Genomic DNA, 12,749 nt, shown 5'->3' on the forward strand with positions numbered 1-12,749 from the left:
AATGAGGCCGGTATCCTACCCCCTCACCGCACGCGATCAACCGTTCTCTTCAAATCACCCTTGCTCGTTGCGTCAGCAATCGGGGAAAACCCGTTTATAGCACCAGCCTGATGCGATGCTCCCCCGCGGCCAATTCAACCCGCACATTATCGTTATCGGCCGGGATGACCTTATTATCCAGTGTTGCCTGTGAAATTCCCCGGCAGCGGTGATTATCATTCACCACGCTAATCAGATAACGGCACGCCCCGAGGGTGATTTCCGCCTCAAAACCAGGCCAGTAATCCGGGATACAAGGGCTAAGCAGCAGCTGATTGCCTTCGCGGCTGATCCCCAGAATGCCCTCGATGCCCGCGCGGTGCATCCACCCCGCCGAGCCGGTGTACCAGGTCCAGCCGCCGCGCCCGGCATGCGGCATCACCGAATAGACGTCGGCGGCGATGACATAAGGCTCGACCCGGTAGATGGCCGCCTGTTCCGGGGTCGAGCCATGATTAATCGGATTCAGCAGGGCAAACAGCTCGCCGGCCTTATTGCCTTGCCCCAACCGGGCGAAAGCCAGCACCGACCACATCGCCGCGTGGGTGTACTGCCCGCCGTTTTCGCGCAGTCCGGGCGGATAGCCTTTGATATAGCCGGGATCCTGCGCGGTGCGATCAAACGGCGGCGTGAACAACAGCGCCAGAGCGTCATGCCGGCGAATCAGGTGCTCGTCCAGCGAGGCCATCGCCGTCGCCGCCCGCTGCGGGTCGGCGGCGCCGGAAAGCACCGCCCACGACTGGGCGATCGAATCAATGGCGCACTCCTCGTTAGTATGGCTGCCCAGCCAGCTGCCGTCATCAAAGGTGGCGCGGCGATACCAGGCGCCGTCCCAGGCCGTCTGTTCAATGGCCTGCCGCACCGACTCGGCGTGCCGGCGCCAGCGCGCGGCGCGCGGCGCGTCACGCGTATCCGCCAGCGGGGCGAAGATGGCGATGGTGCGGATCAGCAGCCAGCCGAGCCAGACGCTCTCCCCTTTGCCGCCTTCCCCGACGCGGTTCATGCCGTCGTTCCAGTCCCCCCCGCCGATAAGCGGCAGACCGTTGGCGCCGGTCAGCAGCAGGCACTGATCCAGACCGCGGGCGCAGTGTTCGAACAGCGAGGCGGATTCCGCCGACGGCATCGGCTGGAAGAACGCGTCGTGCTCCCCCGGCGCCACGGGCGGCCCTTCCAGAAAGGCGATCGGTTCGGCAAGCACCGCGTAATCCTGACTGGTTTGCACGTAGGTCGCGGTGGCGAAAGCCAGCCAGACCCGATCGTCGGAGATATGGGTTCTGACCCCGGCGCCGGAATGAGGCAGCCACCAGTGCTGCACGTCACCTTCGGCGAACTGCCGGCCGGCGGCGCGCAGCAGGTGGCTGCGCGTCTCCTGCGGACGGGAAAAGGTCAGCGCCATGCCGTCCTGCAACTGATCGCGGAAGCCATAAGCCCCGCTGGCCTGATAAAAGCCGCAGCGCGCCTGAATACGGCATGACAGGGTCTGATAGAGCAGCCAGCCGTTAAGCATAATATCCATCGCCCTGTCCGGCGTTTTAACCTGTACCGCGCCGGTTACCGCCGCCCAGTGCGCCTCAACCTCGGCCAGCACCTGCTCCAGGTCGATCTCGCGATATTTCTCGATCAGCTTGCCGGCCTGCGCCGCGGACGCCTCCTGACCGATAAACCAGACGATCTCCAACTGCTCGCCGGGGGCGATGGTGACGTGGGTCTGCAATGCGCTGCAGGGATCGTATCCCGCCGCAGTATTCCCCGACAGCCGCACGCCCTCAAGCAGCGCGGCCGGCGCGCGCATATGTCCGTTGCGCCCCAGAAACTCGGTTCTGTCGGCGGTGTACGACGACTGCCAGCCGCCTAAATCGGCAAAACCGACCCGTCCGGGAAAAGCGCCGGACCAGGGATTGCCGACCAGCATCGCCCCGGTTTGCGCATCCACCCGGCTTAACAGGTAGGGAGCGCTGCCGCTGCGCGAGGTTCCCAATACCCACTCGGCATAGCCGGTAATGGTCAGCTGCCGCGTTTGCAGCGAGGTATTGTGCAGGCGCAGCCGGGATATTTTTAGCGGATCGACCAGCGGAACGAACTGTAATAACTCCAGTTCGATGTCGTTGGCGTGATGAGTAAAGCGGCTATAGCCGAAGCCGTGGCGGGCGATATAGCAACCGCCGTCGTTGATCGGCCACGCCGTCGGCGTCCACAGCACGCCGCTGACGTCATCCCGTACGTACAGCGCCTCGCCGCCGGGGTCGACCACCGCATCATTGCCCCAGGGCGTCAGCTGATTTTCACGGCTGTTCTCCGCCCAGGTATAGCCGCTGCCCTGCGCCGAGACCTGAAAGCCGAATCCCGGGTTGGCGATGACGTTGATCCAGGGCGCGGGGGTGGCGTGTCCGGCGTCAAGACGCATGACATACTCGCGTCCCCGCCGGGCGAACCCGCCGATGCCGTTGAAAAACTCCAGCATCTCAGGCTGCGGGGCGCTGTGCGGCACGCTCGGTGGCGGCGTGCGCGGCGGGCGGGCGCCGGGAGGAGAATGGGGAATCAGCGCCAGCTGATGGGAGATCGGCCCCCGACGTGCCGTCAGGGAGACCCGGGCGACCGATAACAGCAGGGCTCTGGCTTCGGTGGTCATCATATCGGCGCGTAGCGCAAACACCTCGCCGCGGGTTGACGCCCCCTCCAGCCTGGGCCGCGACTGGCTGCTGCGGATCGCCGTTTCAATGGCGATCTGCAGATCCTGGATATAGGAAGAGGAGCGTTCGTTAACTATCACCAGGTCCACGTTCAGCAGCTTCAGGCGCCAGTATTCATGCGCCCGCAGCAGTTGATGAACCTGCGCCATATCGTCGATATCGTCAATGCGCAACAGCACGATGGGCAGATCGCCCGATATGGACAGCGGCCACAGCCCGGACTGCATTCCCGCGCCGTTGACTATCGATTCAGGCGGCGCCCGGAAACGCGGGTCGGCATATAGTATCGGCGCGGCCAGACGCTGAAAATCCGCGGCTTCTTCGGACTTCACGCCGAGATGGCGCAGCTGTACCTGAGCCTGGGTCCAGGCAAAGGTTTTATCACGCTCGTAGGCGCTGCGATCGTGATGTTTATCAATCACGTCAATCAGTTCATCGCGGGAAGCGGCCACCACCGTCCAGAACGCCAGGCGAACGGTTTTACCGGCGGGAATACGCACCTGCTGGCGCAGCGAAAAGATCGGATCGAGCACGGTGCCGGCGGTGTTGGACAACGCCTTATGGCCTAAAATGGCATCCGCCGTCATCACCGACTTGCCCCGGCCGATAAAACGGGAGCGATCCGACTCATACTGCATTTTGCTGCCGCCCCCCCCCTCCAGCACCACAAAATGCGCCGCCCAGACCGGCTGCTCATCCGGCGATCTCGGCCGGCGGGTGGCGGTCAGGGTGGAGATTTCGTCCAGATATTCCGTCTGCACGAACATACGGGAAAACGCGGTGTGCGCGCTATCGGCGGCGGGGGTCGCCAGCACCACCTCCGCATAGGAGGTCAGTTCGATATCACGCCGCCGCCGCCCGCTGTTGGTCAGGGTTATCCGCCGCACTTCGCCATCGCTTTCCCCCGACACCAGTACGTCCAGCGTGGTGGTCAGCGTGCGTTCATGGCGGATAAAGGAGGCATGATCCTCCCCGAAAATAACGTCGTAGCGATGCGCCGCAACGCCGATTTTGCTGCTGATAAGGCCGGACGGCACGGGAAGATTTCCCGCCGACTCGCTGAGCTGCCCCTGTTCGCCGGCGGACCAGATGCGGCCGCTGCGCATATCGCGCAGCAGAATAAAGCTGCCCGCGCTGTCGCGGGTGGTGTCTTCCTGCCAGCGCGTCACCGCCAGCTCGCCCCAGCGGCTGTAGCCGGATCCGCTGGTGGTCAGCATCACGGCATAGCGGCCGTTGGAGAGTAAATGCGTGACCGGCGCTCCCGCGGGCGTGGCGGAAAAACGCCGCAGCGTGGCGGTCTCGTTACGGCTTTCACTCCCGCTGGCTTTCACATCGTCAGGCTGAGGCTCGGCGATGGCCACATGGGCCGGCAGGCTCTCCTGCAACAGCAGTTCGCAGGACTGAATCATCGGCTCGCGATGGAAACGGCGGCGCATATCGCCGTCATGCAGGGCGTTGGCGATGGCCACCAGCGTCATGCCCTGATGGTGGGCCATAAAGCTGTAAACAATGGCCACCTTTTTATTCTCCGGCAGGCGCGAAGGGGTAAAGTCGAGCGCTTCATAGAAGCCGTAACGCCCGGACGCCCCCATCTCCGCCAGCCGCTCGTAGTTGCGGCAGGCGGCAAGCGGATCGACCATGGTCGCCAGCCCGGTGGCATAGGGCGCCACCACCAGGTTATCCGCCAGACCGCGCTTCAATCCCAAACCTGGAACGCCAAAATTCGAATACTGATAGGTGAAATCTATATCGCGGGCGTTATACGCCGACTCGGAAATGCCCCAGGGCACCGATACGCTGCGGCCGTAGGCCTGCTGATGGGCGACGATAAGGCGCGTCGTCTGCTCCAGCAAACTGCCCACCGGCGCCTGCATCACCAGCGACGGCATCAGGTATTCGAACATCGAACCGGACCAGGACATCAGCGCCGCGCCCCGGCCGGTCAGCACCGCCGCCCGCCCCAGACGGAACCAGTGGCGGGTGGCGGCATCGCCTTTGGCGATGGCGAACAGGCTGGCCAGCCTGGCTTCGGAGGCCAGCAGGTCATAACAGCTGACATCCAACTGATTTTCCGCCATTAAATAGCCGATCGACAGCAGCTTGCGCTCGGGATCGATAAGAAAGGCGAAATCCATGTCCAGCGCCATCTTGCGCGCGCGCGAGGCCAGCGCCTGCAAACGCCCGTTCAGCGCGGCCGAACCGCCCTGTTGGCCGGCGTGGGCCGCCAGCATCCGCCGGGTGGCGTTGATCCAGAAAAGCGGCTCGGGGACGGCGCCGTCCCCGGCGTGCGGCAACAGCCCCTCCGCCAGCCGCAGCAGTTGATCCAGCTGCAGCGCCGATTCCGCCAACAGGCGTTCAGGCGGCAGATTACTGTTCAGCAACGCGTCTATCTTGCCTAACCGCTGGAGCAACGCCGGTTCCCCCTGCGTTTCCCGATGCAGAAACAGCGACTCGCGAATCAGCTGCAGGTGGTCGGCCAGCGGCTCGCGAATATCCTGTTCCCCGCCCTCCTCCAGCCATAGCTCGCAGGCATTCGCCAGCACGATCAGATTGCCCGCCAGGTTTCCGCTATCCACCGAGGAGACATAGGCCGGCAGCAGCGTCTGTAATTCCCGCGTGTCGTACCAGTTAAGAAAATGGCCTCTGAAACGCTGCAACCGCTCCATGGTGGTTAATGTCGCTTCCAGACGTTCAAGCACATCGGCGATGCCGATCCAGCCGAAATCCCGCGCCGCCACCGTGGAGAGCATATACAGGCCGATATTGGTCGGCGAGGTGCGGTGAGCGATAACCGGCTTAGGCTGTTCCTGAAAATTATCCGGCGGCAGATGGTGTTCATCTTCGGTGACAAAGGTTTCAAAAAAGCGCCAGGTGCGCCGAGCGGTCAAGCGCAACCCGCGCTTGTCGGCGGCGGCGATATTTTCCTGCCGCGTGATGCCGCGTTCCCGGCTGACCCACAGCGCCAGCGCCGGCGCCGCCAGCCACAACAGCGCCAGCGGCAGCCACAGCGGCCAATTGCCGGGCGCCGCCGCCAGCGAACAGCCCACTACAGCCACGCTTAACAGCAGCCCGCCAACCATTTGCCGATAAAAACCCGTCAGCGTCAGCCGCGGGCGGCGCCCTGACTGCGCGGCGGTGGTCCACTCCAGCAAATGCCGCCGGGTGATGGTCAAGCGCACCATGGTGCGAATCAAGGCATCCAGCGAGCGCCAGCTATGATCGGCAAGAAACGCCAGCGAGAGGAAGACCTGCATAAACGCCAGTTTCAGATCGCTGAACAGATGGCGGAAAGGATGGCTTTGCTTAAGCGGCTGTTCTCTTGTCAGTCCGCGCCAGCAGCGGGAAATCACATCCCAGAAGGCGGGCAGGCAGGCGGGAAACGCCAGCACCAGCAGCACCATAGCCAGGCCTTTCCATGCCAGCGCCAACGGCAGGGCGCCGCAGAAAAACAGCAGCAGCAACAGGCTGGGCGCGAGCAGCGAACGGCGCAGATTGTCGATCATTTTCCAGCGGCCCAGCGCCGATAACCGCGCCGCCTTGTCCGCCCCGGCGTGCGCCAGCCCCAGGATCCACGGCAGCAGCTGCCAGTCGCCGCGCGTCCAGCGATGTTGCCGTTTTACGATAACGTCGTAGCGCGCAGGAAACGCCTCCACCAGTTCGACATCCGAGGCCAGGCCCGCCCGGGCGTAAACGCCTTCAAACAGGTCGTGGCTCAGCAGGCTGTTTTCCGGTATGCGATCCTGCAGCGCCCGTTCGAAGGCATCCACCTCGTAGATCCCTTTTCCGGTGTAGGAACCTTCGCCGAACAGATCCTGATACACGTCGGACACCGATGCCTCATAAGGGTTGATGCCGCCCGGCGCGGAGAAAATGCGCTGATAGCGCGAGCCTTCATGGCCCGCCGGCAAAGAGGGCGTAATGCGGGGTTGCAGAATGGCGTAGCCGGCGACGATACGCTCTCCGGCGGCATCCCAGCGCGGCTGGTTAAGCGGATGCGCCATTTTGCCGATCAGTTTCAGGGCCGCGTCGCGGGGTAAACGGGTATCGGCATCCAGCGTAATCACATAGCGCACATCGGCCGGAACGTGCACGGCGACGCCGTCGACCGGGATAAAACTGGTATCGGCGGCGCCGCGCAGCAGCCGGTTAAGCTCATGCAGTTTTCCCCGCTTGCGCTCCCAGCCCATCCAGACGTTTTCAGCGGCATTGAACAGCCTTCTGCGGTGCAACAGTAAAAAGCGATCGCCGGCCGCGCCTGCGTCATAACGCTGATTGAGCTGCCGTATCGCCAGGGATGCCCGCGTCAACAGCAGCCCATCGCCGGCGAGGGTTTCGCTATCGGCATCAACGCCATCCGCCAGCAGGGCAAAGGTGATATCGCCCTGGCCGCCGGAGAGGTAATGGACTTCCAGTTGTTCCACCTGTTGCAGAATATCCTGCTCGCTGGATAACAGGGTGGGTATCACCACCATGGTCCGGCAATGGGTCGGCACCCCTTGCAGCAGCTCCAGACCGGGCAGCGGCGCGGCGCCGAACAGGCTGGCCGTCAGCCGGTTAACCCAGGCCGTCGCCACCTCTGAAAACGGAATCAGGCCGATAAAGGCGATAAACAGCAGCCAGACGCCGGAAACGGCGGAGGATGACAGCACGGATAGCGCCGCGGCGAGCAACAGCGCGGTAAAAAAGACGATGGCGCCCACATAGCCCGCCAGCCCGGCCCGCAGCGTCAGGCGGTTAAAGCGCAGCAGCGGTTTGGGGCGAAAGCCAATCTCCTTTTCCAGCCGCGGCCTGCCTTCGGCAATCAGGTAATATCCCGGCTCGCGCTTACGGTCGTCAAGCTCGCCGGCAGACGGCGAATCAGGCTCCTCCTGCGCCAGCGACAGGGACTTTTCGGCAATATCCAGTTCGCTGCAGGGAGCCTGCCGCGCCAGCTGTTCGATGGCGCTGCGATAGCGATTGCGGGTGGTGAAATCCATCTGCGCGAAGGCGCTGCCCGCCCGCAGACGCGCATCCACCAGGCTGACGCTTTCAAAAAACGTCGCCCAGTCGATATCGGAAATCAGCCGCATGCTGGTAATAATATTGCGCACCGTGACGTTGGACACGCCCAGACGCTGCTGCGCGTTTTGCACCACCTTCTCCGTCGAACTCCCCTGCTGATTCAGCCGGTGTTCCAGCCAGCCCAGCGCCGGGGTGGTGCGCGGATCCTGATCGCGCAGCCGCTTCACCAACTGGGCGGCAAAGGTTTCGGATAACGGCCCATCGTGGTGACGGGCGATCTCCTGCGCCAGGGCGGCCTGTCCGTCCCCCGCCTGCAACAGACGGTTGGCGGCCAGCTCCGCCTCGGCGCGCGCCTGACGTCCCGCGGTCATCTGGTCGGCCAGCCGCCGCAGATTTTCTATCAGCACGATGCGCAGGGTAATGGCGACGGCCCACAGCTCCCCTATCGTCAGCGGCTGTACGCCCTGATAGGCCATGATGAACCGGCGCAACGCCTCGGGATCGACATGGCTGTCGGTGTGGGCGATAAACGCCCATACCAGACCGAATACCCGCGGATACCCGACAAAAGGCCCCTGCGATAATTTCGGCAACTGCTGGTAATAGCGCGGAGGCAGATCTTCGCGGATTTCGCGGATCTGCGCCGCCACCAGATGATAGTTATCCAGTAGCCATTCCGCGGCCGGCACCACGCTGCCGCCGTTTTCCAGCTCCGCTGCGCTGGCGCGGTAGGCGGCCAACAGCACTTTGGCGTTATCGTTCAGGCGATGGTGTAAAAACATCACGGCGGGCGGCGAAAGGGTCACCGGCTGAGCGGCGGCAAGCGTACGCCCATGCTGTTCCAGGCGCTCCATGCCGAACAGCTCGCCTCTTACCGGCAGAATATCATTCCAGGGCGGCGAGACTTTACGCGAAAAAATAAACGCGCGTGGGGATATTTTCATAATCGCCTTGTAGCCTGAACGCTAAAATCCGCGCAGGCGCTATTGAAGGTAACATCCAGAAGCTGGCAGACCTTATTGGCGCAGGCATGTCGGCATGTAGAGCCCGTCCCGGAAGGCGTGATGACGGGCTTTTACTATGGGAAATTCGTCATCGGCTGACGGCAGCGGCGATGATTTGATTAAGAAAGGCAGAAAAAGAAATACAAGTATAGTCGATAAAACGGCGAACCGTTAAATATCGCTCCGCGCCCGGCATCGAGCGCCGCTAATCATACAGGGACGGTTCGCCCGCCGGGCGCGTTTTAAAACGCCGATGCAGCCAAAGATACTGCTCGGGGGCCCTGATGATTTCGTCTTCGATAGCTCGATTGATATAGCGCGCGGCCGCCAGGTTGTCGTCGTAGGGATAATCTTGCAGCCCGGGGGAAATGCTCAATCGATACCCCTGGGCGCCGGGTTTACGGATCACCACCGCGGTAACCAGTTCCGGCCGGGCCAGTCTGGCGATGATAAAGGTGCCGTTGGAGGTGGCCGTGCGCTGTACGCCAAAGAACGGCGCGAATACGCTGCCCTTGGGGCCGTAGTCCTGATCGGGAGCGAACCAGACGACGCCGCCGCGTTTTAAGTTGTGCACCATACCGATCAGCTTTTTGCGGCTGACCAGTTTATTGCCCGACCTCGAACGTCCCCATTTCTGCACCAGCTCCATCACGCCGCTGTTATGCGGCCGATACATCACGGTCATCGGTTTGCAGTGCCCCAGCATGCGGAAATGCAGTTCCAGCGTCATAAAATGCACGCCGATAACGATAACCCCGCGCTGTTTATCCTCCGCCGCCTGCAAATGCTCCAGCCCGACCACCTCAATCCACTTTTTAATCCGCCGGTCGGGCCAGAACCACGCCATGCCCGTTTCCATCAGGCCGATGCCGAGGGAGGAGAAGTTGTCGATGACTCTGGCGTCGATCTGCCGCGCGTCGGCGTCGGGAAAGCACAGTTCCAGGTTGCGTCTGGCTATCGCCACCCGTCTTGCTAAAAAACGCATCGAGCGGCGGCCCATCCAGCCGCCGAGTTTGACCAGCACGGGATAAGGCAACTGAACCAGGAGAAACAGCACCCCCAGGCCAAACCACAATAACCAATTCCTGGGATGGACATAGGGTAAAAAAGACTTCCAGCGATTAGGCATACAATAATTGTCTCTACTTATCAGTTCGTTGTCTTTAACCGCGATTTAATAACATGCCTTTGGCCAGGTATCGTTGTCATAACTTGCGATATCGCCGATTGCGCAATCTACGCAACCGCCCTCGCTGAACGACGCATAATCTCCGCCAGCAGGGACGTCACCAGCACGGAAGCCGCGAAAGCCGCGACAAAGGTGGTTAACAGTCCGGCACTGAGTATCAGCTCCCTCACCGTCAAATAGAAGATAATGACCCCGATGGCGCTGACCGCGTTGCCGCGCACCACCGCGGCCATTTCCCCTCGGCCCCTTTGGCTATGGGCAAATACCGTCAGCGGCCAGGCGATAACCGGTACGGGAGAGAGGACGCCGCTTACCTGCGGCCCCAATATCTGCGCCGAACCGGTAATGGCGAACAGCATCGCGGTCGCCGTCAGCATCCGCAACGGAATATCCCAGAACGGTATCGCCGTTTCCCTGGTCTCTTTTTCCCCGGCCTGGGTTAAGCGCAGAATAAGACCTATCGCCACCAGGCTGATGACAATCACCCCCTGCGGCGCACCGATACACAGCAACAGCCAGGAGATAAGGCCGAAGAGCGCCACCGAACAGACGCACGCCGCCGGGATCGCCAGCGCGCGGGTGGCGACAAGATAGAAAAGGTAGGTGAGCAATACCGCACTCAGCCCGGACAGCGCGCCGGATGCCGCCTGAGCGGCGAACTGCGGCCCTTGTTCGATAGCCAGAAAGAGGGCGACCGGCCCGGAAGTCAGCGGCATACCGGAAAGTATGCCGCCGACGAAACCGCCCCACTTCCTGACGGCCAACGAAACAATCAGCATCAGAACGGGTGTGACGGCCAATTTAATGGCGAATATGTCCAAATACGGCATCTCCTACATTATTTATATTTCTGCAAATGCAAGTCCGGATCCGTACCGGAGGTTAGCGTTTTTTGACCGCCGCCGGAAACAGGAAACGGTAAGCGGCTTTTTCAGCCATCCCGGAACAAACCTGAAAAACAACTGGATACCATACTAAAGATTAAATATATTGCATTATGTTTGAATTAATTTTTTTCCTGCTAGGGTTGGATTAGGATATGGTGAAAAAGTGGCCTGTATTCGCCCTGTTTTTACTTTCTACCGCGATAGTTTCCGCTAAAACAGAGCCGTCCAGACTAAGAGATGAAATGTCGCTGGTGCCGGCCGACCAGGTTTATCAAACCGTGGCCGGTATTATCAGTTATTCGTACTGGCCTGAGCAAAATAAAACCCCTACGCTTTGTGTATTCTCCTCCGCCTATTTTTTATCCGCCCTGACGGCGAATGCACCAAAGAATCCGGTCTTTCATTCCGTAATAATAAAAAATATTCATGAATTTTCCCCATCACGATGCGATGCGGTATATTTTGGAGAGGAACCTGTTTCAGCACAGGCAACAATAGCCAACAAATTTCCCGATCATCCATTATTGACGATTGCCGAACAAAACCTGGAGTGTATCTATGGCAGCGCATTTTGTCTGATATTCTCCAATAAAAAGGTGAACTTTTCCGTTAATTTAGATTCTCTGACCCGAACCGGCATCAGGGTTAACCCTGAGGTTTTAATTCTCGCACGTCCACAGAATGAATATCATGAATAAGCAAGGAACTTTTGCTACCGATATAACAAGAAAAATAACCTTCAGGTCCGCCCTGACCCGTATTAGCACCATAAGTCTTATTATTACCATGACGGTATCATGGATGTTGATCACTACCGCCTCGCTGATTTCGTTTAAACACTACGCGGAAAAAAACCTCCAGCTATTGGCTTATACGCTCAGCCAAAGCGTGGAAGCCGCGGTGGTATTTCAGGATGAGGTCGCGACGAAAGAAATATTGAAAAATCTTGGTCATCAGGGTCAATTCAATGTTGCAATCGTGACCGACTCCAAAGGGAAAAAATTAACCGAATGGCGTGCCATCGATGATATTTCAATGGATAAAACTGATAAAGTAATCATACGCTGGCTATTTCCCCATTCGGTTATCCAGCCTATTTTCCATCGGGGAGAACTGGTTGGAGAAATTGAAATTTCAGGCGCGGATGCAACGGTTAAACAATTTGTTTATTTCTCACTGGTAACGCTAACGCTATGTGTGATTTTAGCATCGCTCCTGTCTATTATTATTTCCCGGCGCTTGCATCGCGGGCTGATTTTCGCGCTGCAAGATATTACCGACGTGGTGCATGACATTAGGGAAAACCGTAATTTTTCCCGGCGAATACCGGCAGGAAAAATCACCGAGATAGATCTTTTGGCTCAAGACTTCAACAGCCTAATTGATGAAATTGAACATTGGCAAAACCAGATGCTGCAAGAAAACGACTCGCTGCTGCAGCGCTCGCTGCGCGACTCGCTGACCGGATTAGCCAACAGAGCCGCTTTTTGCAGCGCATTGGAAGAACTGCTCGGCGAGAAAGAAAAAAAATCACACATCGCCCTGCTCTTTATGGACGGCAACCGCTTTAAAGACATTAACGACACCTATGGGCACACGGTCGGGGATGAGGTTTTAGTCATCATCGCCAAACGCCTGCTGCACTGCGTCGGTAAAACATCACTCCCCGCGCGCTTGGGCGGTGATGAATTCGCGCTGATTCTTTTTTCCCACACGCAGGATATGAATAATATCGATGCCGTTATAAAAAGAATACATAAAAAAATTAACGAACCGATCTGTTTGCCCGGCGGAATTAATATTATAATGACGCTAAGCATCGGCGTGGCAATTGCCGATGAAAATTCAACGTTAAAGTCATTAATGGAACAAGCAGATAAAAACATGTATCTGGACAAACAAAAGCATCATAACGCTACGACTATATAAAACATAAACG

General features: G+C 59.4%; 5 protein-coding genes. 2 read left to right on the forward strand and 3 right to left on the reverse strand.

Going from position 1 to position 12,749, the window contains the following annotated elements; all coding sequences use genetic code 11:
* Window positions 1–94 precede the first annotated feature (94 nt).
* From MFP24_RS18755 to MFP24_RS18765, 3 genes are all read right to left on the reverse strand, one after another.
* On the reverse strand, window positions 95–8,674 hold the full coding sequence (locus MFP24_RS18755; RefSeq protein WP_249231805.1) for a glycoside hydrolase family 94 protein: 8,580 nt from the start codon (window positions 8,672–8,674) through the stop codon (window positions 95–97).
* Between the two features lie 265 nt (window positions 8,675–8,939).
* A complete protein-coding gene (gene lpxL, locus MFP24_RS18760) occupies window positions 8,940–9,863 on the reverse strand; it encodes an LpxL/LpxP family Kdo(2)-lipid IV(A) lauroyl/palmitoleoyl acyltransferase (protein ID WP_249231806.1) in 924 nt (307 codons plus the stop codon).
* Between the two features lie 107 nt (window positions 9,864–9,970).
* On the reverse strand, window positions 9,971–10,753 hold the full coding sequence (locus MFP24_RS18765; RefSeq protein WP_249231807.1) for a hypothetical protein: 783 nt from the start codon (window positions 10,751–10,753) through the stop codon (window positions 9,971–9,973).
* Between the two features lie 209 nt (window positions 10,754–10,962).
* Between MFP24_RS18765 and yfiR the strand changes: the two genes are divergently transcribed.
* Together yfiR and dgcN are read left to right on the forward strand one after the other, a co-directional pair.
* Complete coding sequence (yfiR, locus tag MFP24_RS18770) at window positions 10,963–11,508, forward strand: regulatory sequestration protein YfiR (RefSeq protein WP_249231808.1); 546 nt, start codon at window positions 10,963–10,965, stop codon at window positions 11,506–11,508.
* Window positions 11,501–12,739 carry a diguanylate cyclase DgcN/YfiN gene (gene dgcN, locus MFP24_RS18775; protein ID WP_249231809.1) on the forward strand — a complete coding sequence of 413 codons (1,239 nt, stop codon included), beginning with the start codon at window positions 11,501–11,503 and terminating at the stop codon, window positions 12,737–12,739. The genes yfiR and dgcN overlap by 8 nt, the downstream gene beginning before the upstream one ends.
* Window positions 12,740–12,749: the final 10 nt, after the last annotated feature.

The sequence above is a fragment of the Brenneria tiliae genome, from assembly GCF_023347575.1.
GTDB classification, from domain to species: Bacteria; Pseudomonadota; Gammaproteobacteria; order Enterobacterales; family Enterobacteriaceae; genus Brenneria; species Brenneria corticis.